The 24,814-nt window shown below is 41.7% G+C and carries 24 protein-coding genes; 13 read left to right on the top strand and 11 right to left on the bottom strand.

Translation table 11 applies throughout. The features are described 5' to 3' along the window. The first annotated feature begins 5 nt into the window (after window positions 1–5). The 5 genes from DFP75_RS05565 (at window position 6) to DFP75_RS05545 (ending at window position 4,385) form a co-directional block, all read left to right on the top strand. On the top strand, window positions 6–830 hold the full coding sequence (locus DFP75_RS05565; protein ID WP_110573117.1) for an alpha/beta hydrolase: 825 nt from the start codon (window positions 6–8) through the stop codon (window positions 828–830). Window positions 831–924: 94 nt separating this feature from the next. Then, entirely contained in the window at window positions 925–2,229 is a 1,305-nt protein-coding gene (locus tag DFP75_RS05560; RefSeq protein ID WP_110573114.1) for a KAP family P-loop NTPase fold protein, read from the top strand. Window positions 2,230–2,342: 113 nt separating this feature from the next. Beyond that, window positions 2,343–2,816, top strand: coding sequence for a hypothetical protein (locus DFP75_RS05555; RefSeq protein ID WP_110573112.1), 474 nt, complete (start codon window positions 2,343–2,345; stop codon window positions 2,814–2,816). A gap of 392 nt (window positions 2,817–3,208) precedes the next feature. Continuing rightward, a complete protein-coding gene (locus DFP75_RS05550) occupies window positions 3,209–3,814 on the top strand; it encodes a pyridoxamine 5'-phosphate oxidase family protein (protein WP_110573110.1) in 606 nt (201 codons plus the stop codon). Between the two features lie 61 nt (window positions 3,815–3,875). Next, window positions 3,876–4,385, top strand: a complete 510-nt coding sequence (locus DFP75_RS05545) for a 2-thiouracil desulfurase family protein (protein WP_110573108.1) — start codon at window positions 3,876–3,878, stop codon at window positions 4,383–4,385. 26 nt (window positions 4,386–4,411) lie between these two features. Here DFP75_RS05545 and DFP75_RS05540 read toward each other — a convergent pair whose 3' ends face one another. After that, window positions 4,412–5,371 carry a ribonuclease Z gene (locus tag DFP75_RS05540; RefSeq protein WP_110573106.1) on the bottom strand — a complete coding sequence of 320 codons (960 nt, stop codon included), beginning with the start codon at window positions 5,369–5,371 and terminating at the stop codon, window positions 4,412–4,414. 207 nt (window positions 5,372–5,578) lie between these two features. Here DFP75_RS05540 and DFP75_RS18380 point away from each other — a divergent pair, with 207 nt between their 5' ends. Continuing rightward, on the top strand, window positions 5,579–5,731 hold the full coding sequence (locus tag DFP75_RS18380; RefSeq protein ID WP_175404930.1) for a hypothetical protein: 153 nt from the start codon (window positions 5,579–5,581) through the stop codon (window positions 5,729–5,731). Window positions 5,732–5,800: 69 nt separating this feature from the next. On the opposite strand, the gene gloA is transcribed toward DFP75_RS18380, so the two are convergent. Next, a complete protein-coding gene (gloA, locus tag DFP75_RS05535; protein WP_110573104.1) occupies window positions 5,801–6,325 on the bottom strand; it encodes a lactoylglutathione lyase in 525 nt (174 codons plus the stop codon). A gap of 104 nt (window positions 6,326–6,429) precedes the next feature. Here gloA and DFP75_RS05530 point away from each other — a divergent pair, with 104 nt between their 5' ends. After that, window positions 6,430–6,588 (top strand): hypothetical protein, encoded by a 159-nt coding sequence (locus tag DFP75_RS05530; protein ID WP_181417000.1) that lies wholly within the window; start codon window positions 6,430–6,432, stop codon window positions 6,586–6,588. 54 nt (window positions 6,589–6,642) lie between these two features. Here the strand turns inward: DFP75_RS05530 and DFP75_RS05525 are convergent, their stop codons facing one another. Then, window positions 6,643–7,773, bottom strand: coding sequence for a hypothetical protein (locus DFP75_RS05525; protein ID WP_110573102.1), 1,131 nt, complete (start codon window positions 7,771–7,773; stop codon window positions 6,643–6,645). 143 nt (window positions 7,774–7,916) lie between these two features. Here DFP75_RS05525 and DFP75_RS05520 point away from each other — a divergent pair, with 143 nt between their 5' ends. After that, on the top strand, window positions 7,917–8,822 hold the full coding sequence (locus DFP75_RS05520; protein WP_110573100.1) for an ankyrin repeat domain-containing protein: 906 nt from the start codon (window positions 7,917–7,919) through the stop codon (window positions 8,820–8,822). Window positions 8,823–8,905: 83 nt separating this feature from the next. Here the strand turns inward: DFP75_RS05520 and DFP75_RS05515 are convergent, their stop codons facing one another. Then, window positions 8,906–9,781, bottom strand: coding sequence for an MYG1 family protein (locus tag DFP75_RS05515; protein ID WP_110573098.1), 876 nt, complete (start codon window positions 9,779–9,781; stop codon window positions 8,906–8,908). Between the two features lie 273 nt (window positions 9,782–10,054). On the opposite strand from DFP75_RS05515, the gene DFP75_RS05510 reads away from it, so the two are divergent. Beyond that, window positions 10,055–10,408, top strand: a complete 354-nt coding sequence (locus DFP75_RS05510) for a DUF1428 domain-containing protein (protein ID WP_110573096.1) — start codon at window positions 10,055–10,057, stop codon at window positions 10,406–10,408. 136 nt (window positions 10,409–10,544) lie between these two features. Here DFP75_RS05510 and DFP75_RS05505 read toward each other — a convergent pair whose 3' ends face one another. Further along, a complete protein-coding gene (locus tag DFP75_RS05505; RefSeq protein WP_110573094.1) occupies window positions 10,545–11,807 on the bottom strand; it encodes a hypothetical protein in 1,263 nt (420 codons plus the stop codon). Window positions 11,808–12,184: 377 nt separating this feature from the next. On the opposite strand from DFP75_RS05505, the gene DFP75_RS05500 reads away from it, so the two are divergent. Both DFP75_RS05500 and DFP75_RS05495 read left to right on the top strand, forming a co-directional pair. Next, window positions 12,185–14,326, top strand: coding sequence for a sensor domain-containing diguanylate cyclase (locus DFP75_RS05500; RefSeq protein WP_110573092.1), 2,142 nt, complete (start codon window positions 12,185–12,187; stop codon window positions 14,324–14,326). A gap of 97 nt (window positions 14,327–14,423) precedes the next feature. Further along, on the top strand, window positions 14,424–14,591 hold the full coding sequence (locus DFP75_RS05495) for a hypothetical protein (RefSeq protein WP_175404928.1): 168 nt from the start codon (window positions 14,424–14,426) through the stop codon (window positions 14,589–14,591). A gap of 27 nt (window positions 14,592–14,618) precedes the next feature. Here DFP75_RS05495 and DFP75_RS05490 read toward each other — a convergent pair whose 3' ends face one another. Continuing rightward, on the bottom strand, window positions 14,619–15,743 hold the full coding sequence (locus DFP75_RS05490) for a helix-turn-helix transcriptional regulator (RefSeq protein ID WP_110573090.1): 1,125 nt from the start codon (window positions 15,741–15,743) through the stop codon (window positions 14,619–14,621). 286 nt (window positions 15,744–16,029) lie between these two features. On the opposite strand from DFP75_RS05490, the gene DFP75_RS05485 reads away from it, so the two are divergent. Continuing rightward, window positions 16,030–17,460: an ankyrin repeat domain-containing protein gene (locus tag DFP75_RS05485; protein WP_181416999.1), complete on the top strand. Its 1,431-nt coding sequence runs from the start codon at window positions 16,030–16,032 to the stop codon at window positions 17,458–17,460. Window positions 17,461–17,791: 331 nt separating this feature from the next. Continuing rightward, entirely contained in the window at window positions 17,792–18,748 is a 957-nt protein-coding gene (gene rho / locus DFP75_RS05480; RefSeq protein WP_110573086.1) for a transcription termination factor Rho, read from the top strand. Here rho and DFP75_RS05475 read toward each other — a convergent pair. The 5 genes from DFP75_RS05475 to DFP75_RS05455 form a co-directional block, all read right to left on the bottom strand. Beyond that, window positions 18,745–19,209 (bottom strand): bactofilin family protein, encoded by a 465-nt coding sequence (locus tag DFP75_RS05475; protein WP_110573084.1) that lies wholly within the window; start codon window positions 19,207–19,209, stop codon window positions 18,745–18,747. The genes rho and DFP75_RS05475 overlap by 4 nt on opposite strands. Continuing rightward, window positions 19,119–19,955: a M23 family metallopeptidase gene (locus DFP75_RS05470; protein ID WP_245926988.1), complete on the bottom strand. Its 837-nt coding sequence runs from the start codon at window positions 19,953–19,955 to the stop codon at window positions 19,119–19,121. Before DFP75_RS05470 ends, DFP75_RS05475 begins: the two co-directional genes overlap by 91 nt. Window positions 19,956–20,271: 316 nt before the next feature. Beyond that, the gene (locus DFP75_RS05465; protein ID WP_110573080.1) at window positions 20,272–21,468 is read right to left on the bottom strand and encodes a DEAD/DEAH box helicase; all 1,197 of its coding nucleotides are present in this window, start codon (window positions 21,466–21,468) and stop codon (window positions 20,272–20,274) included. Window positions 21,469–21,752: 284 nt separating this feature from the next. Beyond that, window positions 21,753–23,513, bottom strand: a complete 1,761-nt coding sequence (locus DFP75_RS05460) for a TRAP transporter permease (protein ID WP_110573077.1) — start codon at window positions 23,511–23,513, stop codon at window positions 21,753–21,755. A gap of 174 nt (window positions 23,514–23,687) precedes the next feature. After that, window positions 23,688–24,641 (bottom strand): TAXI family TRAP transporter solute-binding subunit, encoded by a 954-nt coding sequence (locus DFP75_RS05455; protein WP_110573076.1) that lies wholly within the window; start codon window positions 24,639–24,641, stop codon window positions 23,688–23,690. Window positions 24,642–24,814 lie beyond the last annotated feature (173 nt).

Genomic DNA, 24,814 nt, shown 5'->3' with positions numbered 1-24,814 from the left:
TTTCATTGAGAAATCTAGCATTTTTAATTTTATTGTTTTTTAGCTCTCAGGGCTTCGCCAATGATGGTCTAGAAATACCAAGAAGCAAAGTTATCGAACTGACTGAGCCTTCAACTGAGAGGATTTACCCACTATTTATAAAATTACCTCTCTCGTACGAATCAAATGAAGACAAAAATTACCCAGTAATTTACTTGATGGATGCGTGGTATAGCTTTCAAATTGCTTCAGGTGCAACAAGGTTTCCAATGAATAGTGGCGTAATGGAAGAAGCGATCATCGTTGGGGTATCTTATTCGAAAGGGTCTAAAGGTGCATCAAGTCGAGTAAGAGATTACACGCCTTATAAAGCAACTAGCTGGAAGATGCAAACTGGTAACGCTGATGGGCATGCTAAATTTATTCGTGAAACTATTTTTCCCTATATCGAGGCTAACTATAGAGCTAAACCATTGCAACGCACTTTTGTTGGCAATTCACTGGGTGGCTTGTTTGGCGCTTTCATTCTATTCGAGCACCCTAACATGTTCAGCAGCTATATATTAGGTAGCCCGTCAGTTTGGTTTGACGAAAATCATATATTGGATTCGCGGATTGTAAAGCCTGAGTTGCCAATAAAAGTTTATTTATCTGTTGGTAGTTTGGAACAACCGGAGTTTGGAGAACGAGAGGATATGGTTACTGGTGCTAAGCAGCTTGCAGAGAAAATTAAAGCTCAGTCCAGTGAAGACACTCTCCTTAAGTTCAGTCTTGTAGAAGGAGCCAAACATGCGACAGCATTTCCAACAACTTTAATTCAAGGGCTGGACTGGATTTATGGCAATCAATGAGTGGTTTCTGTATAACAAACCAAGTCAGCGGGACTTTTACTCGCTTCGCTCTTAAAAGCCCCTGCTTGGGGCGTTATATTTTTCTGAGGGTTCAATGAAATTAGCCATAGAGCATCAAACAACAAGAGTAGGTGGCAATAGTCATTATATCTTTGGTAGAGAAGATTTTGCGGCGAACTTAAAAAATATATTCACTAATACTGATAGCGGTTTTGTCCTTGCGATTGATGCGACTTGGGGGGCAGGGAAAACATCCTTTATACATCAGCTTATTCATGATTTAAAATCTTCAGAACATTTGATTCCCATATATTATGATGCTTTTGCTAATGACTTCTCGAGTGATACCTTCTTATCTATTGGGGCAACAATTTGTTCTGAGGTTGAGAATCACCTTAAAAAAATAGGTAAAAGCACTAAAGCAGATAAACAATTAGAACATTTAAAAAATGTAACTAAGAATACTGCAATTGAATTGGTAAAATTAGGCACAAATTTAGCTGTTAAGTCCTTTACAGCAGGGATTGTAAATTCTTCTGCTGTTCAAAAAGTTGCAACTAACGCATTTCAATCCGCAACATTCGGCACTCTCGAGCTCGATCTTAGTCAAAAATTTAAAGCATACGAGGATTCCAAAAAAAATATTCAATCCTACGTAAAGGCTTTAGAGTCAATTAGTCTAAATTCTGAAAAGGTTGTATTTTTCATTGATGAACTTGATCGCTGTAGACCTGATTTTGCTGTTGAAGTACTAGAAAAAATTAAGCACCTCTTTTCTGCAAAAAATGTGATATTTGTTATTTCATATAACAAGTCCCAATTATCAAAAATCATTTCAAGTGTATATGGTGTTGATGAGACAGATTCATTAAAGTATTTAGAGAAGTTCATTCACATAGAAGCAAATTTGCCTTTAGCAGACAACAATGATCAAGAAAGCTCATATAATCAATTATTTGATAGTTTTCTTTTAGAATTTAATATTAAGCTGTCAAACAAAGGCGAACGGTTTGAAAAGTTGAAATCCATGTTTGTTTCTTTGTGTCTAACTAAACATCTAAATATGAATAGCCGAGAAATAGAGAGAGCCTTTAGTTATGTTAGCTTTTGCTTTGCTACATTGCCTAAAAATAAAGGGGAGGAGCTATTTGAATTCTTTTTGCCCGCAGCGATGATAAAAGTAAAAAATGCTAACCTTTTTGAGAAGCTTAGTAATGGCCGTTTCTTCTCTAGCAATGATAAGGAGAAGTGGGTACACGATTTTTTCAAAAACCATTACAGTGAGGTACTTACCCCGCAAGCATCTAATGTATTTTACGTTGAAAAGTTTGAGGAAGTTTGCGGGATAGTTTCTATTTTTAAACTTCCATCAGACGAAATAGTTGACAACAAAATATAACAAGCAATTTAAGTCGGAACTCCAACAGTTGGCTGAGTTTCGCTTCGCTACACATTATAGCCAACTGTTTCCGTCCGCTTAATTGGGCGTTATATTTTTTCTGGAGTTTGGTGATGTTAAATCAAATTGAACAATGGATTGATCAAACAAATATTGAATTCAAAGAGCAAAGGGTTTGTTGCTCTCAATTTTTTGACGATTTTGAAGGTTTTTACCCTTTGTCATTTCTAAAGCAAGCGTACTTTGTAGTCGTAGATAAAATTCCCAAACCAAATTTTCCCGAATTACGTCAAATGGGGTTGGGAGATTTTATAGATATGGAAGTTGATGGCATCACATATAAAAACACTTATTATGTCCTTCCACACATAGCTTCAAATTTACGTATACATTTTCATGAACTGGTTCATGTAGCGCAATGGAACTATTTAGGAGCTGTTCCTTTTATGGAACGTTACATTAGTGAAATCCAAACTTTAGGTTACGAGGGCGCACCCTTAGAAAAAATGGCATACGCCTTTGATCATCACTTTAGCAATGGTGGCGAGAAGATCGATGTACCTAGCTATGTAGCACAAAAAATATAACACGCCATTGCAGTTCGGGACTTTTAATAGTTGGCTTTCCTCACTACGTTCGTTATTTTAGCCAACTATTAAAAGTCCCTGAATGGGGCGTTATGAGTCTTAGATATTAGGGGCAGATGAAAAATTAAGATATTAGAGCATTTTTTTCATCTGCCCCTAATTTCAAGAGAAAAGATCCGAGCTCTCCTCGACCAGATTTTCTCATGGTTACATATACAATTAATGGTAAAACCAAAACCGTTGATTTAGATAATCCGGCCCAGAATAAAATTAAACCAAACAAACACACCTGATTCAGACAGCGCCGCAAAAATACCGAGTAAGAATAGTACGTTTTTAAGTTTTATTCTGGACACTTTCCCGAAGTTAAGCGCTAAGTATAAGGAGATTTTATGTATCTTGATTCCGAAGAGCAGCTCAGAGAAGTCTATGGTTATCCAAAAGGACGCGCCAAAGATAAGCAGTTGCCTTCCTTAGAGCGTCACTCCAGTAACTTTCTCGCGCATTCTCCGTTTGTGACAATTTCTACCTACGCAAAATCCGGCTCTGTTGATTGTTCTCCTCGTGGAGGAAATCCGGGATTCGTAAAAATTATCAATGACAACTGCATTATTTTGCCCGATGGGAAAGGAAACAATCGGCTTGATAGCCTTGTTAATATTATTGAAACGGGTCAAATCGGGTGTTTGTTTTTGATTCCTGGTGTTGATGAAACGCTTCGAATTAACGGGCTTGCTCGTATTTCAACCTCGTCAGAATATTTAAGCTTGTTTTCTAATGACAGAAACCCACCCAAAACCTGTATTGAGATCACCATCAAAGAGGTGTTTTTACATTGTGCTAAAGCGTTAATGCGCTCTGAACTTTGGTCTTTAAAGGCGCAAATAGATAGGGCGGATTTTCCTACGATGGGGGCGATGATTAACGACCAGCTAGCAATAAAGGATGACCCAGAAACTCAAGAAGATATGATTGCTCGATACAAACGAGATTTATGATTTTTATTTTTAGCCCTTTGCATTATTCTGTGCGGCGCTTTAGTTTTTTACAGGAGTTCTAGTGGTAAAAGTACTGGTTAGTTCGTGTTTGGTTGGCAATAAAGTGAGATACAACGCGAGCTGTTTATCCATCCCTGAGTCTGATTTTTTTTGGCTCAGGTCGAATGCAGAACTGGTGGTTTTTTGCCCTGAAGTGTCTGCTGGTCTACCTACTCCAAGAGCACCTGCTGAAATAATCAAAGGAAGAGGTATTGATGTTCTCGATGGCGCTGCAAAGGTTGTTGGGAACGATGGCGTTGATGTTACGATTCAATTTGTGAGTGGCGCCAAGAAGGCTTTGGAACTCTGCCAAAAGCAAAAAATAGACTATGCCGTGCTTGCAGAAGGAAGTCCTTCATGTGGCAGTTCGAAAATATACGATGGCACATTTAAAGGAAATAAAATCGATGGTGCAGGTGTAACCGCTACTTTGTTAGAGCGTAATGGCATCAAGGTTTATAGCCAGCATACGATAGCGGAACTGCGAAGCCTATTAGAGACAGATTGGATATTAGAATCAGATGAAAAATAGCATTTTTTCATCTGATTCTAGATCCTCTAGATCCTTTTTTTTAATTCATTGCTTTTGTTCAGCTGATATTCGTCAAGGTCGTTGGCGAGAAACAGGTTGCCCGAATAATGGGCTTTGGCTTCTTGATAAATGTCGGCGATGGAAGGGGATAGGTTCGGGTTTGCTTGGTAGCGAGGGCTAAAGTGCGTTAACACTAAGTTGGGGATGTTAGCTTGCTCGGCAAAGGTCGCCACAAGCTCGGCGTAACTGTGGCCGTAGCTGTTGCCTGACTTCTCAACGAGGTCTTTGGTGTAGGTGGCTTCATGAACCAGTACATTGGTGCCATGGCTTATTTGAGCCAATAGCTCTGGCTGGTCATTGTCGCCTGCCACTATGATTTTTTGCGGGTTTTTATCGTAGAGCAAATAGTCTTCACAATGGATTAGCTTGCCGTTTAGCTCAACATCTTGCCCCTTTTGTAGCTGCCCCCAATGTGGCCCTCTGGGGATGTTATGTCGCTCCAGTTTTTCCACATCCAAGCGCGGGTTGATGTCTTTTTCGGTAAAACAGTAGGCATAAGAGGGGACTCGGTGAGACAGGGCGACCGTTTCCACACGAACTTTTCTAAATTCGACAGATGGCAGATCATCAGTACTGACAAACTCAATGTCATAAGGCAGATACAATTGTGTATGTTGCTGAGTCGCTTCCACCCATTCTTTCACACCACTTGGTGCCATAATTTTCAATGGCGCCTTGCGGCCATTCATGGCAGCACTTGCCAATATGCCTGGTAACCCATAACAGTGATCGCCATGAATGTGCGTGATGAAGATGGCTTGTAAGGCATTGATCGATAAATTGGTATGAAGTATCTGATGTTGCGTGCCTTCGCCACAGTCGACAAGGTACCAGCCGTTGCCTCTTTCTTCGCGCACAGCGATGCCGGTTACATTACGAGTTTTGGTGGGAACGCCTGCCGAGGCTCCAAGAAAGACAATATTCATTTTTTACCTTGATGCATAAAGACGGGTTATCTGCCTAAGCCTAATGTTTTCATGGCCAAGCGGCAATCTTGGGTTGTATAGATGGCTTATTATTTACCTAGCTTCAAAAAACTCACATCCGTCGCTGCTAAGAATTGTTATCTTCTATACGCTTCCTGAGCTAAAATACAAACCTTGTTCGTACTTTTTAATACATGAGATTTATAAATGACCGCATTTGATACCAAAGTGGAAGAATTGATCGCTAAGCATCCTCATTTAACCAAAGATGAAGCCATCAAAATCATCACTGAGAAAAACGACCGTAAGAAGCAGAAGAGAAATGCCAGAACAAACAAAGGCGGTGTTAACAAAGGCTAGCAGTAAAGTTCATCGCAGAAAAAAGGCCCCTTTGTCATGTTCCAAAGGGGCCTTTTTGCTTAATGTGGTTTAACTTGCCATGCGGTTTGCACTGAATATTTCAATCCAGTAGCCATCTGGGTCTTTGATAAAGGCAATGTTGTTCATTTTGCCATCGCTTAGTTTCTTCTGAAATGGCACACCAAGTGCCTCGAAACGCTGGCACGCGCCTTCTAGATCGGGCACATGAAAACCAATGTGACCAAAACCACGTGGGTCACTGTTACCGTTGTGGTATTGCGTATTCTCTGGAGTATCGTCCCAGTTATGGGTCAGTTCTAACATAGCAGGGCGGCCAAAGGTTTGCGCCGTTCGTTCTGCATCATCGCTACTAATATCGGAGAAGTCTTCACCGTGAGTCAGAAAATACAAACTGAATTTCATCTCAGGAAAGTCGAGTTTCTTTAATAGCGTCATACCCATGATTCGAGTATAAAAATCGAGAGTGCGAACAGGGTCGGCAATGCGCAACATGGTTTGGTTGAACACAAATCCATTTGTTGCTGGGTCTTTCTCTTCACACAACCCTTCGGCTTTTTCAAAATGACGACTCATATTTGTACTCCTTGATTATAACAGTGTATGACTCAGGAGCTGGGGGCTGACTGTGAAATTCCAACCCCTTATGACGTCAATTAGTTAAGGAAGGTTTTTTTGCGATGTGGTCACAGAACCCACCGGAAGACGATTTTATCGCTTTGTTGGGCACTGTATTTGAAACAGTGGAATCCCACTTAGTGAAGTTTGAGAACCCTTTCCAGGGAGGTTTTGCCACTATCTCTGTTTACGTGTGCGAACGTCCAATTCGAAACGCCTAACGGTTTTAAGCTAGCTATAAGTTTTTAGTAGAGCACTGAAACCGAGTAAATATCTCACTGGTAAATCTCCGAAGCACAAGCACTGTAATAAGCACTCTGTGCCGCTTCGAGATCATCTATCAAATTACAACTGGCGGCTTTAGCATAACGTTGCATGGCATTAGCGCAGGCTTGGCTATTGGTTTTAATTGGCGCATTAATTTTAGTACTGCTTGGCGAAGGGCAAGAGTCGCGATAAACAAAGTCGATGGAAAAGCTTTGCGTTTGCCCGCTGCCGTTTGTTTGCCCACTAGATAGGCTGTTCTGACTACCCGATGCTTGCTTCATTTGGGAACTGAGGCCATTCACCGTCGCTTGTAAATTATTCATTGAGGGGTCGTTAGAGTAGCTATCTTGAATAATGCTACTGATGATTTGCGTTTGCGAATCAATATCTAGCTCGCCTAAACCACCAGCTAGTGCACCAACGCCCATCGCCATCGCTTTACCCCAATCAAACCCTGAGTCTTCTTCTTGCTGGGCAATAGCTGCTTCTATTTGGCGGTTTTGTTTTGTTAGCTTTTGTGCAGTCTCTTGGCTGGCTTTTTCTACCTCATTAAGAAGGCTCTTATAGCGTTTGATCACCACTACTTGTTGTTGCATAGTTTGAGGATCATCTGAGGCAAAATTTTTCGCGTTATTCCAGCTCTGGCAAATAGTTTTCGATTGATTAGTAAGAATTTGGTTGGCCTCATTGGCGGCACTGATGACACTTTGCTGAGTCAACCCCAATGAGCGCGCATTAAAATCGTAGCAAGCATTAGATGAGCTTAATGAGCAAGAGCAGTCGCTTTTAAGCTGATTGTTAAGGGAGGCTAGCTCTTGCTTCGCGGTCATCAGCTGATGTTGCGACCTTCCTTGATAAATGTTTTCCAGAGAAAGCTCTCCCTGCTTTGTTGGGGTTTTATCCATCATATCGCCTATGGAAATGCTTACCTCAGGTGTTGTTTCTGCTTTTGCCGCTTCTGTTTTAATGGCCTCTTCAAAAGCAGTGCTGGAGGATGCTTGAGAGCCACTAGAGACACTTTCCTGATCTTCGTTCATTAGTGATTCAAGTGATAGGGCATTCGCCTTCACACCTAACAAAAATACGACGCTAACAAACGTTACCGATACAAAATAAATTAAACGCTGGTTTATCTTCATTAGATTCTCTTCGCACAGCCCAATATGCTAGTTAAATACTATGGTATATAGCAAAAAATTGTATTATGGTCTTAACTATTTTATAAAGCCATAACGATTTCTAGAATTAAACTATAGTACAAGTAGAGACTTTAAGAGACTTTATGAACATATCCTTTTCTAAACTCACAAAGCCCTGTGCATTAATACTTCTTCTGATCCTTACAGGATGTTCTTCACAACCCGCATTAATTTCTGCCACTAGGAATAATGATGTGGCGGAAGTAGAAAGCCTACTGAGTTATGGTTATAACCCAAATGTCCGTAACTATACTGAGAGCTATGACAATGGGCGCACTCCCGTTTATTACGCCGCAGAAGGCGGTTACAACTCTCTGGTAAAAAAACTGATTGCGGCTGGGGCAGATGTAAACCAAGCTTCCGATGAACAATGGACGCCTCTCTTAGCTGCCGCGCGATACAGTGGTAACCTTGAAACCATACGTATTTTGGTCGAAGCTGATGCAGATATCCATTTCACCAATAACTATGGCAGAAACGTTTTAATGCTCGCTACTTATATGGGCAAGGCTGATGTAGTGCAATATCTGCTCGGTCTAGGAATGGACCCTGAAATTAAAAACAATGATGGGAACAACTCTTACGACTACGCCAAAAATAACAAAGACATTTCCTCAGATATGATCCACCAATACAGAGAAGCCTATTTACTAAAGCAAAAAATGGCTGGAATTGAAAATCGCATAAAAGAAATCGAAGCTCGTGACGAGGGGCTTCCCGAGTCACTAAAACGCGACAAATACCTTATCGCTTATACTGATGCCTTAAAACAAGAAGAGTATTTAGATGCGGTTATATACGCCAATTTACTTGATAAGCTTGATACTCCAATGGAAGATGCGTTTTATTATTTCTGGGGAGAAGCTTTGCTAAAATTGGAAGATCCAGAGCAAGCTAAGAGTAAACTTAATGAATACCTAAAGCGTACAGGTTCTGGCGGAAAATACTATACTCAAGCCTTAAGGCTGATTATTCAAGCGGAAGCTTAGTTCGCGACTAGCGAGCATAATACGTACAGGAAACACAAAAAAGACCGATGTTTCAGTCATCGGTCTTTCTTTATTCCAAATATCTAATATTCCAACGCCATTTTGGCCATTTTCATGGTGCTTTCAAATGACGCACAGCCTGCGATAAACAAGCCGTTGTGACAGAACATGGCATCGTCCAAACCTGTTACGTCTTGCAGTTCTTTGTCTGACAGTCCTGCCCAAGGCGCAGGCAGTTTTTTGCGGTCTTCAAATGAGCCAAGTTCAACTGGCACGGTTTGTATGCGCCACTGTCCGGTTTGCGATGGGTAAACCATGAACAAGGCGTCTTGGGACAATCTAAGTACGGTGGTTTTCCATGGCGTGTATTGTTCTAACACGATGACTCGTGGGTCTTCGGCTTTTTCAATGGCGTTGGCAACGATGGCCTTTGCGTTTACGCCACCACTTGCTGCGGCAATGAAGCGAGTTAAGATGCGAGATGCGAAGGCAACGGCTTCATCAAAGCAGGCGTCAAAATCGCCTTCTTCTTGCCATGTAGGGTTAAACATGGAGATGGTTTGGCTTAGGCTAATGCCTGTTTGTACGCCTTCCACGTGTCCGCAATCTATAGCGTCGATGGCAGACACTAAATTTTTATCTAAGGCGCTCGCGACTTCTTTATCACCTGCGCATATTTCTACGCCGTATTTTTGCCAAATTAAGCCGAAGGATGAAAACGGAATGCTGTTCTCTCGTGCTCCTGCGCCACCTTTTTGGTGATGATCGAAGCGGTTTGTTTCTGCATCGTAAATACCGCCTACGTCTACCACTATATCCGCTTTTGCCATTACGTCTAAATCACGTGTACGTATTAATTCTACTGACGGAAAAATATGTTTAAGTGCCGCTACGGCAAATACGTCGTCTGCATGAAAGTTGCCATTGTGCGTTGCGATTACTTGAACTTGTTCGGTCATTCTATGGTCTCTTTGATTGATGTCATTTCACTTAACAGCACACCGGTACTAAAGGTCGGCATTTTACGGGGTTTTAGTGGTGGGTAACACCGTTGATTTTAACATCAGCTAATATAGGCATGCATAAACGCCAATCAGAGCCGTCATTTTAGCTCTTTATATTTTTCAAATGGCGGTAGTGCTAGAAGGCAGCTAGAATTACTGTAGTAAAAATAGAGCTCGGTCCAAGTGAGAAATTTATATCTATTTGATTCAATTATAGAGGGTTACTCAATGTCATATGTAGATGGGTTTGTCGCAGCAGTACCTGCATCTAATAAAGAAGAATATATAGAGCACGCTGAAAAAATGGCGGCTGTCTTCAAAGATTATGGAGCATTAAATGTGGTGGATGCATGGGGCGATGATGTTCCTGAAGGTGAGGTGACTTCTTTTCCGTTGGCTGTTCAAAAGAAGGATGATGAAGTGATCGCTTTTTCTTGGATCACTTGGCCCTCAAAAGAAATTCGTGATGCTGGATGGCAATCTGCAATGGAAGACCTAAGAATGGACCCTGATAAAAATCCAATGCCTTTTGATGGTAAACGTATCATCTATGGTGGATTCAATATTATTTCAGATGTCTAATCAGTTTCGTTGTATCTAGAAGAGAATTTAAGAATAAACCTCAATGGTTTTTATCGAGTTTTTATTCATGGAATCGAATTTTCTTATTGTGTGATTATTTTTTGAAATGATTTATGTAATTTTTTGTATATAAGATTTATAAAAATGGCCAATTTACGATACAGCATAATACCCACATGAAAACAGCATAATGAAGGCTGTTCATGACAATAACTTTAGTTGGTATTTGATAGCGACTTGTCATGAGTAATCCAAGCCCTGTCAGTCCGCTACTGCCTGCGGAAATAGCCCAAGCACTTAGAAATAAGAAGCCTAATTGAGTCGGGTCTGGGTTAAGAGGCAGTAGCATGGGGCTTGCAATAGCAATACTGATTACAGGATGAACGCCAATGACGCCGACGATAATCATGGCTGCAAGCACAAAAGAAAATAGTGGCGGATTAAAGGTGAAATTATCCAAATTAAATAATTCTGGGTAGCTCAAAATAATGGCACTGATACCATTGGAGAAAATTCCCGCGGCTAAGAATAATGCAAATTGGCTGCCTATTTGAGGGAGCTTGTGGTTGACGAACTTAAGCAGACTGTCTTTTCTTGAGTTGGTGCTAATTAGCAGAATGGTTGCGCAGGGCGCTAAAATACAAATGAGTACAAGTATGCTGATGTTTGGCCAAATATAATGAAAAAGTATCACTGACAAAGCTAAGAAGACAGGGATAAAAAGGCTTTCGCGCTTAATTGGGTAGCCCTTGAAATCACCTTTTGTTCGATGAAATGCTTCTGTGGTCGAAAAAATAACTGCGACAACTCCCATCACTAAGCCTGGAATCAGTGTTTTTTGCCATTGCATTCCGGGTGCATAAGTTAATGCAATCCCTGTTGCAACAAAAAACGGTGACCACCAAGCTGCAGAGGCAAAGCTACGAGTTAGGACAAATTGTTGTACGGGGCTTAATTTGTTCGGCGCCTTCATACGTTCAGCAAATACCAAAATAACAGAAAGGTTAATTACGGCACCTAAAATTTGAACCCCTAATGCTGTATTTAGGATGGCTTTAAACCCTGTAGGAAGTTCACTGCTCTTATCGGCTGTGTTGGTTAAGTCTAAAAAAGAAACAGCCACAAACATTGCCAGCATAGGTATATTGACAGCAAAAACCTGTTGCCATGTCATCCAAGTACCTTGGGATCCAGCAAAGAGTAGTGCCATACTACCAATAATCATAAGCCAACTTACTTGACGTTTTGCACTGGGTGCTAAGCTATGCCACATGGCAATATTGGCAGACCAAGCTAATATTGTCGGGAGCAACACCGAAATAAGTTGTGTGACAGATATCAGGTAAAGTGCCAAGGTGCCTAGGACAAACCAGCCTGTGTATTTTTTTAATAAATTCATTGGTTACATGTCTTCAATGTTCTTTATCCATGGTGAGATGATGGTAATGATAAAACCTCGCCTATATTTTATAAAATAGTGTTATAACTATAATAAGTCAGCACTATGAAAGCCGTGTGTGAATTCTAAAATCTATTTAGACGTTTTCTTATAATAAAATCTCTATAATATTTTTTTATAGTGCGTGATTTATTAAAAGGGTGAATGTGATAGATCTACATTACCTGCTTTCATAATCTAATTAAAAAAGCTAGAGTGACTTTTTGCTCTATAGATCATTTTTTTCTTAATTTTAATCGGTTAATACTTTGAAGTACTTACATCAAATATTTTTCAATTTTGCTCGAATATGCTGTGTTTTAGTAGGACTATGTATAGTGTCCACTTCATTGGCAAAAGACACAAGCCTAGACACTGGATGGGAGTATTCTTTGGGGGATTCACCGTTTGACTCTAACGGTGTGCCGGTCTGGACTCAACAAGACAGTTCCGCCCAATGGCGACCAATAGACTTTCCTGCCGATCCTCCTTCGCTGGGGGCTTTTGAAAATGTTTGGTTTCGTATCACTTTGCCCGATGTTTCACTAAGAGATCCTGTGTTTTTTGCCTCTAGTATCGACTTGTTAGCAGAAGCTTATTTAGATGGTGAGCGAATTTATAAACATGGCCAATTTAATCAAGATGGCTCTGGAGAATTCGCAGGTTGGCCGTGGCATATGATCGTGCTGCCAGAAGATTTTGCTGGAAAGACGCTGTATTTTCGTGTGTTTTCTGACTATCACAATATTGGCTTCTGGGGTGAAGTAAAGCTTAGCGAACGGATTGATATTCTTTCGCAGGTGGTAAGTGAATCCTCTCAGGGCATTCTTGTTGCGGGCATCACTTTATTTATTGCCTTAATGGCAGCGGTATTTGCCATATTTAGAGGGCAGCGTCGTCAATTCTTGAGTGTGTGCTTCTTTTCACTTGCGGCCGCAGGCTTGGTTTTGGGGGATATCCCAGTCATGAAGTTGGTGTGGGATAAACCGTTACTTTGGAACTATGTGGGCGCTTATGCTTATTTCTTGTTGCCCATCCCGATGTTTATGTTGTTGGCTGAATGGCTATCAAAGGCACATTTAGAAGTTCGTCATTTTCAGTGGTTGTGGAAATTCCATCTTATGTTTTTGGTGGCTGCTGGGATGGGGAGTTTGTTTGGTGTGGTGAGTATTAGCCAGCTGTATCCTATTTTTGATGGCATCTTTATTGTAACGCTATTGCTGTTGATTGCTTCTGTGTTGTTTGTTTTTAATCGGGTACGCTTAGAACAGAAAATATTGATTCTTGCCTACTTTGGCTTTTGTGCTGTGATGATGCTTGATATGTTTGTGGCTCATGGATGGGTTTCATGGAGCAGTGTTCCTGTATCAAGCGGTGCTCTGCTGTTTGCCGTTGCGATTATCGGGCTTTCATTTAATCATTATTTGTTTACTCAGCGACGTTTAGCCAAATTGAATATATCGCTAGAGTCTGAGGTAAACGAGCGAACTGAGCAGCTCACCGTTATGGCAGAGAAAGAAAAGCTTCGTTCCGAAAGCTTATTATTTCAGCAGCAAAAGCTGGAGATTGCCGGTGATATTGTTCTGGCCCTAGAGACTTGCCACACATTAGAGCAGGGGCTTGATAAAATTGGCAATAGCATTGCTGAGTTGTGTTTGCCATATTCTGGTGTTTTTAGTGTGGTCAACTCAGATAATTGGCAAGACATACAGTGCTGGGGGCGTAATGTCGAAATGCCAACTTCTCCTAGTGTGGCGGTGATAGAACAGGCCATTTTTGATCAGAAGCAAGGACTGTTTCCATTCAAGATAGTCAATAAGCAAGGCGTCGTTAGCTACGTCGCGCTATTACAGGTGAAAGTGACGGAAGAGAGCCGTTGTTATCCAGCGGATCAGTTTATGCCTTTGTTAGAGCGGGCTGTCGATAAAATTAACATGACACTTGCGAATCTTGCTTTGCGTGAAGAGTTGCAGCGTTTTTCCTATGAAGATGTTTTAACGAAGCTAAAAAATAGGCGCTTTTTTACCGAAGTGTTGGAATATGAAATAGCGTCATCGGAAAGGAATCAAGAGCCGCTGTCATTATTAATTTGTGATATCGATCATTTTAAGAAGTTTAATGATACCTATGGTCACCCAGCAGGGGATGAAGCATTAAAAACGATGGCGGCCTTATTGAACCGCTTCTTCCGTCAAGCGGATATCGTCTGTCGATTAGGTGGCGAGGAGTTTGTTATTCTTATGCCTCGAGCCAAGGGCGGTGATTGTTTGCAGCGAGCCGAACAGCTAAGGCTTGCAGTAGAGAATACTAAGATTGAGTATGAAGGCGCGTTTTTAGAAAGCCTGACGATTTCGATTGGTATCGCAAGTTGGCCTGAGCTTTCGGTGGATCCTCAGCGCTTGTTCCAAGAAGCAGACCTAGCTTTGTACGAAGCAAAGAACAGTGGTCGTAATTGTATTCGTATGGCGAGATTGAATTAGTCAATGTTCAATATCAAATGAGTGGTTATGGCTGTAACATCAGCGTGTTGATATTTAACACACCGCATTTTAATTACCCAAGGCGATAACCCCTGCTATGACGAGAAAAATACTAAGTTTGAAAGGCAAGCGTACTTCAACTGTAGCCTCTGTCGAAGAACCCGCTGAGGATTTATTTCCCAATGATCCTCAAATTACACCAATAGGTTTGGGACAGCGAGGCTTGGTTGTTGCGCTACCTGGCTCAGGGAAAAAACGACCTTGAATGTTAAGAGTAACTTATAATTACTTATCAAGATAAGAGATTGAAGGAGCTCATAATCAGAGTGCGAACTAGTTCAGTTTGTGAGTTTACTTGTACTTTATTAAACACACTTTTGAGTTGGCTTCTTACGGTTTGAATGCTGATATTCTTAGAGTCTGCATAGTCTTGTAGGGATAAGCCATTTGTTAAGGCTAATGCTAGTTGAGCTTCTGATGTAGTTAACTTATATACCTCCTTGAGAACTCCCAATGACATATGCGAGCAAAAATCAGGATGTGAGATATACATTAGGGCAAAATTTGGTGTATTGAGTTCATCTTTTAATATTTCTAAACCTTGTATACTTGAGTTTGTGATCGTTATGGATAATGGTGTCATATTATTGTTATTGTCCAATTGCAATGATGACGCTGAGACCTGACCGTCTAATACACTTTGTATTTTTGCTTTAATTTGCTTTTGCGATGCTGTTTGATCGGTAAATAATTGTTTATTTTTAATATGAAGGCCAAAGACACTATTAGCTAATGAAGCTGCTAAATCATTTATGAAATGAATCCTCATATCAGCATCGATTGCAATTATGCCAAGCGGAACTTTGGCTAGCGCACTGCTAAGCAATTCCTCCTTTTCATGGAGTTTTTCAAGGATGTCAGAGAAATCAAATACTCTTCGGAAATGAGGGTAGAGTCGTGATAATACTTTTAGTTCGTTGTCACTAAATTGTTCCTGATCCATACCGCGATGAATGCCAATACCAACGAAGTACTCTGTATTATTACAAATGTTTAAAGCGCTTATGTAGCCAACATTGTTAGGTAACAGTAATTTTTGGTAAAAATCAGGGTAATCTATTTTTGATGTTTTATGATCTATTACCCCAAGTGCCGTCCCTTCAGGTAAGGCCTTCATGATGGTTCCTGTTGCATCATGTACACCTAATTTTTCTTGGTATTCAGGTGAAAAGTCGCTTGGAACACCATAGCTCCCAAGTACCCGATAAAGGTTTTTATGAAATTTTATGAAAAATAATCCAGCACTTTTTGCTCTTAATGTTTCACAGAGCCTTTCTAGAACATAGTCCCAATCTCTATGTTCAAACCCACGTTCATAAATAAGATCTATTAAGTCCAATATGGCGTTTTCTTTCATATCGGGATGCTCCTGTACATGGGGACATATAAGTTAAAATATACCCTCATATGGGGTATGAACAAAATAAAGTTGCTGTTTATATTTGTAAAAAAACTCATTTCTATTTTAATCGTTTTAGAGTCATCTAAGCACTTTTTAAAAGAGTGTAAGTTATTATTAGTACATATGTGAGGTTTAAATGATCAAGCACTGGCCCTTATGGATAAAAATTTTCTTTCTTTGTGTCATCATTTCAGGGTGTGCATCAAGGAAACCTTATGTAGAACCCATCGAGCCATCTTCTGTGTTAAAAAGTGCGGTCATCTCTGGAGATAAAGTTGCTTTTGATAATGAGTTGTCGAGATTGTTATCGACAGTGGGGAGTTCTGGGATTCAAGCAGGCGCAGTCGGAGAGGCGATAGATAGGAATCGTACCGATATGCTTACAGCTATGTTAGCGGCAGGTATTAACCCAAATGGCCGTTTGGTTAATGGCGCAAGTTTTTTGTGGGAAGCATCTAAAGTCGGTAATGTAGAAGCTATTCAACTGTTAATAGCAGCTGGCGCTGATGTTGAATATAAAACCATGATAATGAGTAATATTGGTTTTGCTGTTAATGAAAACTCGCCATTATTGATTGCTGCTGAACGAGGTCATACGTTAGCGATAGCGGATTTACTTGCCGCGGGTGCAAATCCAAATGTTGTAGCAACTGGAGGGTCTACTACTTCACGACAATCCCCACTGCATCGTATTTTTTCGGTTTACAATAAATCCGACACTATTTTGCAAATGGACATGCTATTAGCTGCTGGGGCGAATATAGATTATAGCGATGATAATGGTATGACCGCATTAATGCATGCCGCAAGAAAATGTAATACTGATGCTATCAGTTATTTACTTTCTCATGGTGCTGATGCTTATTCTCCAAGAATCGGAAAATACAGTACCTTAGATTACGCGATAGACAAATGCGGCGATGGGTCTAAAGCCGCAAGCTTGATTCGTCAGGGTGGCGGCACTCTTAATAAAAGTACCAGCGACGATGATGGCCTATTTGGCAAAGTATTCGCTACCGCAGTGATTGGTGGCATAGCTGTGTCTTCAGGTATATCCGCGGATGATGCGGCTCAGGTTATGACAGCCACAGCGAAAGATATTTGGTCCGAAGAAGGTGAAAAAAATAGTCTTGCAACTCTTCAGCAATCTTTAGCGCAAACGTCTCAGATACCCGATCCAGCTAAGCGAGCGGTTGTCGAACGACGTCTCTATGCGCCAAAATTATTTGCGGCAAATAAAGAGGCGATTGAAGTCGTGCGAAATAAGCAGCTAAAGCAGGCTGGTAGCTCAGTGGCTAATGATGACTCTTGTCAATCTATGAGCGCTAATATTCAAGCGATTAAGGGCAGTAGTGATCCTAGTTTACAAGCTTCTTACGGGCATTTAAAAAATGTATATGATGAAAGCTGTGGCGCTGCTGGCAAGGCTTCTCGAACGTCTATAAAAGAGAATTATTTCTTTTTAGTTGGAAAAGGGGAGTTGGCTGACTGTGGGAAAAGTAACGAAGATCAAGTCGAATTATTGTGCTTGAATGCAAAAAGTTATTATCTTGAATATAGTAAACAGGCAGGGAATTCAGCATCAAAAGCCACCTTAGATGGCCTATATAACGCTCACGAAAGCAGTGCTAGATTGTATATAAAATACATTGAGCGGTTGAGAATTAATTGATGTTGTTAAGAATCAATGTTCTTTTTTGAATTCAGAATCTGGTTATTAAAAATGCGATATAGGTCGCATTTTTTGTGGCTGCCCCATTCTGTGTTTACACGAATATGAGGCTAGTCGTTGTCTTGAAACTGGCAATAATGTTAAACAGAAGTGCGATAAAAGTGGAAGGTTCTGCAGAAAAGTGGCTGAGCTTTTACATTTTGATATTGTGCGTTACGAAGGTAATGAGCCGAGAGTGCTTGCTTAAAGCGAAATAAATCGTGATTTGTAATAGCATTGTGTTCAAATGCACACACGGACTTTTAAATTACCCAAGGCGATAACCCCTGCTATGACGAGAAAAATACTAAGTTTGAAAGGCAAGCGTACTTCAACTGTAGCCTCTGTCGAAGAACCTGCTGAGGATTTATTCCCCAATGATCCTCAAAAGCGGTTTTTAAATGGCGTTGCAGTGCATCCGTCGCCTTGTATTCGTCTTGAGTTGGGTTCTACGCATTTATCAATGCGGGCAATGGATCTAATTACACCAATAGGTTTGGGACAGCGAGGCTTGATTGTTGCGCCACCTGGCTCAGGGAAAACAACCACGTTAAAGCACATTTGTCAGGCGGTCGGATCGGCTTACCCTGATATAAAACTCTATGCATTATTGATTGATGAGCGCCCGGAAGAGGTGACGGACTTTAAACGCAGTGTGGCTGCCGATGTGCACGCTTCTTCTTCGGATGAAAGTTATGCTCAACACGTTAAAGTGGCGGATGATTTACTTGATATTGCGCGAACTCAGGCGGGTGAAGGCAAAGATGTGATGATTGTAATTGATTCCCTTACCCGGCTTTCTCGCGTTCATAATGCGGATAGAAGAAGCAGTGGCAAAACGATGTCTGGTGGTCTTGATAGTAGGGCGCTAGAAATTCCGCGTAAGCTATTCGGAGCTGCGAGAAAAATAGAAAATGGTGGTTCACTGACCATTCTTGCAACGATTTTGGTTGATACGGGAAGCCGAATGGATCAAGTGATCTTTGAAGAGTTCAAAGGCACGGGGAACATGGAAATTGTATTGTCACGAGAGGCGGCGAGCCACAGGATTTTTCCTGCTATTGATATAGCGAAAAGCAGTACTCGCCGAGAAGAACTGCTGATCGATAGCAAAGACTTAGAAAAAGTACGCGCGTTGCGTCGCTCACTTACTCATCTTGCGCTCGTTGATGGCGCTCAGAAATTGGTTGAGTTGTTACAAGAGTACCCAACCAATGCTGAATTACTGAGTGCGTTTTCGCCTAGTTAAGCGTTTTTATCATGGCTCATCAGGACAATCTTGTCCTCCTGATTATCTAGCTCGTCTGAGGTGTCCAGGCTGCTAAGACGACCATATGGTTCTTGGCTTTGAACTTCTTTTTCTGATGGGTTGGTGATCCCTGTAAACTTGCCGCCAGGCTCGATGCTGAGGTTATCGCTGTAAATTGTGCCGCTGACACAGCCGCAGCTTAGAATTTCAATGTAGTTCGCGCGACAAATGCCTTCAAACTTGCCATTAATGATCAGGCGGTCGGTGGTAATTTCGCCCTGAACATCGCCAGATACGCTGATTTTAATTTGTTTTGTTGCTTCAATTTGTCCTTCAACATTGCCGTCTATTTGCAGATGGTTGTCGACTTTTATTTGTCCGTTAATTGTGCAGCCTTCTGCGATGAGAGTTGTAGTTGCTGACTGACTCTTAGCTCTATTTTGCCCACCAAAGATTCCCATCGTATACCTCTTACACTTTCAAAAATTGAATCAAAATTATCAACATCCCACTCTATGAATGGCTTAGGATCGAGTGCTCGTCCAATGAAGCGTATTTCATAATGCAGATGTGGCCCAGAGGTTAATCCGCTGTTGCCAGAATAACCGATCAAGTCGCCTTTTTTAATAAAATCGCCTTTGCTAACCGCAAACTTACTCATATGAGAGTAAGAGCTGGAAAAGCCATATCCATGCAATAAGCGCAGAAAGTTACCTGAACCTTCTTTACTTGGTCTTGTGACTTCAACGGTTCCATCCGCTGGTGCATAAATAGGTGTTCCTGTATTCACTGCGAAGTCTTGTCCACGGTGAATCTTTGTTATCCCAAGAACTGGATGTTGTCGTTTGCCATAGCCTGACGAGGTTCTGGCATTTTTAACGGGAGGACCGCTTGGTATCTGTGTCAGCATGGCCACTCGTAATGATGAGTTCATTGCCGCTGTATCCAATCGAGATTCCAGTTCCGTATTATTCTGATCATCCAAGCCAAGTACTTTTTCTAGGTCGTTTAAGCGATCCGAGACTAACAGCATTCGTTCTTCTCGCTCTGATAAATCTTGCTCTAAGCTTAACTTAAGAGCGGTAAGCGAGGTGATTTCTTTTGTCAAAGAGGACGATTTGTTTTCTAGTTCTAGTAACTTTATCTTTGACATTTCGGCATCATTAACTAAGTAGTAAATAACCCCTGCTGTGAGAAGAACCGCCATAAAAATGACATAACTTACAAACTTGAATGTGTGGCGAGTTCTTTTTCCAAAACTAAAATGCTTTGTTCCATCAATTGAAGAAATGGATACCGTTATATTGTCTTTCATTTGTTTGCTTTATTTACCAACGTCATTTTTCACTACTTAGATATACAGCAAAGCGTCTATCTTTGTAAACTTTTGTATGTCTTGTCGGCCCTTATAATTTAAATAATTGCTTTTTACTTAAGTAATGAAAAAGAACCGTATAAAACGACATTGTTGCCATAGTCGATTCTTCTTCATCTTAAAGGGACTTATTTATTAAAAGAGTGGTTTAACGATTACTCTTACGAACGTAGTTTAAGATTGAAACAGGAACGACCTTTCTGACCGGAAATCCTGCGATCTCTTTGCGATCAATGATGTGTTTTAGTCGGCTTTCGATGGCGCAAAGGTTTTTAAAATCTCCCATGGCAACGAAAGAAATGGCTTCGCCAGACGCGCCAGCGCGGCCTGTACGACCAATGCGGTGAATGTATTCTTCGGGTTTAAATGGTAGGTCGTAATTGACAACACGACTTAATTCGCCAATGTCCAAACCACGTGCCGCCACGCCTGTGGCGACCAGGTACTTTAGTTCTCCCGATTTAAATTGAGCCAAGATCTTTTCGCGCATTGCTTGGCTTCGATCCCCATGAATACAATCGGCCACAATGCCACGCTTTGCTAACTGATCGACCAACTTAGCGGCACCGTGTTTTTTCTCGATAAAAATAAGTGCTTGATCCCATTTTTGCTCGTTAATCAAGTGACTCAATAGAGCAGACTTGGTGTCTTTATCCACCGTGATTAACCATTGTTTGATATTGGCGGCTGCGCGAACGTTTGGAGAAATAGAGATTTCCGCTGCTTGATCTGTCATCTTGCTGTCTGAAAAATCATAGGCAAGGGCGCGAACATCGTCTGTCATAGTGGCAGAAAATAAGAGATTTTGGCGGTTTTCAGGCAACCGCTCCATGATCTTATTTATGTCGTCAACAAAGCCCATGTCGACCATTCTATCGGCTTCATCCAATACCATGACTTTTAGTTCATCAAAGTGCAGTGCGCGCTGATGAGCCAAATCGAGCAACCTGCCCGGCGTGGCAACCAGAATATCAACGCCCTCAATTAAGCGTTCTTTTTGCGCTTCGGTATCCACACCGCCATACACCGCCATCGAGGTGAGCTTTGTGTGTTTCGCGTATTGGGCCACACTGGCTTCGACTTGAACCGCTAGCTCGCGAGTGGGCACAAGAATCAACACTCGGATGCGTTTTCCGCGTAATGTGCCGGCTTTAGTGAATCGTTCTAATAGTGGCAGAACAAAGGCAGCCGTTTTGCCCGTTCCTGTCTGTGCAGTGGCGATTAGGTCTTTGCCTGATAGTATTGCTGGGATGGCTTGTTTCTGAATTGGGGTTGGTTTTAGGTAACCTAATTCAGTAATAGCTTGAACAATAGGATTGGATAATCCCAGTTTTGAAAATGGCATAAAGTGCTCTGACAGACTGTCGTAAGGGAATTGAAAAGAAAGGGATGGGGATTATAGCTTATAAATGCGTTTATGGGGCGCTTAAATCTATTTTACTGGCTAAGTGTCGTGATAAGACGAACAAGTTTTGTCTTGTTCGTTTTTGTTTAAGACATTAATAAATTGTCTTACTCGTTGTTTTATAAAAAGTTTGAAGGTTTTCGGTGGGGGGAATACATTCTTATTTGCTGTGGAAACATATCCTAAGCTCCTAGATCTTACGATTCTAGGAGCTTAGATGTGTTCTAGATAGAAAGCGCAAAAATCAACACTAGCCCAACAGACAAATACAGTGCACGTTTCACTGGCTTAAATGGCGCAATTAAGGCCATGGAAATGCAATATAATGCGAGAGCGATTTTTAGCGCACTGGCAATGGCGAGCCATGGGCTTGTGCCGAGTTCGATCAATGATGGATTCGCGATCATCGCTAGTGGGATTAAATACAAGCCGATTCCCAGCATCATGGCGACGCCCGCCACTTTTAACCAGTTTTCCTTTACCATGCCAGCCGCAATAAAGACGCTTCCGCAAACGGGTGGTGTGATGGTGGAAAGCAGAGCAAACCAAAATACAAATAAGTGCGCTTGAAGCGCTGAAAGTCCTAGCTGAGCTAAGGCAGGTCCAGCGACTGAAATACAGATGACATAAGCTGCCGTTGTCGGTACTTCCATACCTAATATTAAACAAGCAATAGCAGTAAGTATGATCGCAGGCCAAAGCATGCCTGATGAGCCTGAGATAATCAGTGACGTGATTTTTACGCCTAATCCAGTAATGGATAAGACGCCAACCACGATAGACGCACACAAGATGATGGCGGCAATCATAGAGATTTGTTTGCCAGCGTTAATGCCAATGTCTTCTAGACGCTCAAAAATCTGCTTTTTATTCGATACGCCTTTTGAGTTAAAGAAGAGCAGAAGCGCCGCGCCAAAGATGGCAATACTGGCCGCAAATTGTGGCGTAAATGCAGGCCCAAACATTCCCCAAAGCAAAATGGCAAATGGAATCATGAAAAAGCTGCAAGTAATCAGTAGCTGTCGTCGACTTGGTTGCTGATCTTTGCTGACGGCTTTTAGGTCATAACGCAGTGCAAAGGCGTCGATTCCAACCCAAACGGCCCAAAAGTATAAAATAGCAGGCAAGATGGCCGCCATCATAATGCTTTGGTAAGGAATGCCCGTCAGCTCAACCATGACAAAAGCCCCAGCTCCCATCAAAGGTGGCATAATTTGCCCGCCAGAAGAGGCAACCGCTTCTGTTGCTCCCGCAAGAGACTTTGGGTAGCCCAGTTTGGTCATGGCTGGCAAGGTGATTGCGCCCGTTGAGGCCACGTTAGCTGAAGCCGAACCTGAAATAGAGCCGAATAACGCCGAGGAAATAACGGATACTTTGGCTGCGCCACCGCGAAGTCTTCCCGCTGCCGCCATGGCGAGGTTCATAAAGCCTTGTCCTGCTTCCCCTGCGTTTAGTACAGCGCCAAAGATAACAAAGATGGCAACAATGCTGACAGAAACGCCTGTCAGTTTGCCCCAAATGCCGCCTTCCGCAATGGTTAAGGTGCCCAAGAAACTGCCGATGGGTGTTCCTGGGTGGCCAAATTCGCCTGGAATATATTGCCCAAACAGGCCGTAACAAAGTGCGATGGCGGCGACGAGAGGCAAGGGCCAACCGATGCAACGTCTTGCCATTTCTAAAACACTAAGTAATAAGATGCCTGCGATCCACAGTTGGTAGTTTTCACTGATGTAACCATATTGATCGATTAATTGATCGGCATTGTAAGCGACCCAAAAAGTGGCGATTAGCCCAAGAACAGTGAATACATAACCTGTATAGCGCTGCAAAGGTGTTTTGCTTAAGAAAATAAAGGCCCAAGGCAAAGCCAGCGCCATATGAAGCGGTCGACTAACTAAGTTTGGCACTAATCCTGAAAAAATCAGCGTTAAATGGAAAATGATACTAATGAAGCCAAAACCGGCCCAAAAATATTTGCTAGGCATAAAGTACGGCCTGTTTAAGAAGTTGAGTAAGTAGGTTGCTTTGTATCACAAGCATTGAATACATAAGCAGTAAATAAGCAGAACGGACAATTGAGAACGTTCTGCTTATTTATCAGCCAAAAATCATGCATCGTGATGGATTTAAGGTCGCGTATGACACATTAAATCCGTGGCTTATTGCTGGTTTTCGCTTAGAGTGACGCCCATTTCACGATAATACTTTGCTGCGCCTGGGTGGATTTTGCCATTGATGTTGCTGAGCATGTCCGTGGTAACGCCTTTCCACCAAGGAGAGGAATCGGACATGTTCTTTTTTTGATCCCAAAAGGCTTTGGTTAAGGTGTAGGCGGTTTCATCATCCATTGCGCTGTTGGTGTAGACGACAACTGGCAATGACGTTGTGGTGATGTCTTTGTCTTGCCCGGCGTAAGTGCCCGCTGGAATGACCAATTTGGTTCTTTTGGTTTGGGCAATTTGATCATCGTTGAAGGACAAAATGTTTACTTTGGTGCCAGCGGAAGCTTCGATCACGTTTGGAGCAGGGAAAGAACCAGAAGTGACAAAACCGTCAATTTGACCGTTCTTCAAGGCGGGTACAGCATTAGACAGTTCTATTTGCGCAAGGTCGATTTTACCATCTAAACCAAACAGATTGATGTATTTAGCGCCTTCATTGGCTCCGAACGTACCTTTGCCAAGCAATATTTTTTTACCTTCCATATCTGCAAAACTATCAATGCCACTCTTATCGGATACGACGAAATGCATGGCTAAGGAAGGAATAGGGAAAAGCGCTCGAATATCGTTAAATTTCGGGTTGCTTCTGTTTTTGAACATGGCTTGACCGTTCTGCGCTAATTTGACTAACGCAGGCGGTGTTGTGAATACATAATTGGCACCTCGAAAGGCGGTTTCCATGACGTTTTGCACTGAGCCTTGGCTTTCTTCTACGGTAACAATGATCTTGCTGTCTGTGTCTTTTTTTACAGCCTGAGCAATTTCTACCGCCATTTGATAATAAGAAGAGCTAGTCTTAGCTGATTTAAAGGTAATTTGACTTTGAGCGAAGCTCAATTGCGTTACAGCCAAACCGAGGGCTGTGCCGATTACTGCTTGGTAAAATTTCATCTAGGCTAGTCTCTTTTTTTGAGTTATCTGTTTTTAATAATAGGGCGCGGATTATAACGAATCCTTTTTTGATTAAGAAGTCTAAAAGGCCACCAATTCAAGGTGACTGATGCGAAGTATCCTTAGCTATGTGTGGTTGATAAAAGCGAATCAGCAAGGATAATGTCTGGTTC

Origin of the sequence: Marinomonas alcarazii, from assembly GCF_003208215.1 — a bacterium.
GTDB lineage: Bacteria > Pseudomonadota > Gammaproteobacteria > Pseudomonadales > Marinomonadaceae > Marinomonas > Marinomonas alcarazii.
The sequence above is the reverse complement of the archived record's forward strand: the minus strand, read 5'-3'. Positions and strand labels throughout refer to the sequence as shown.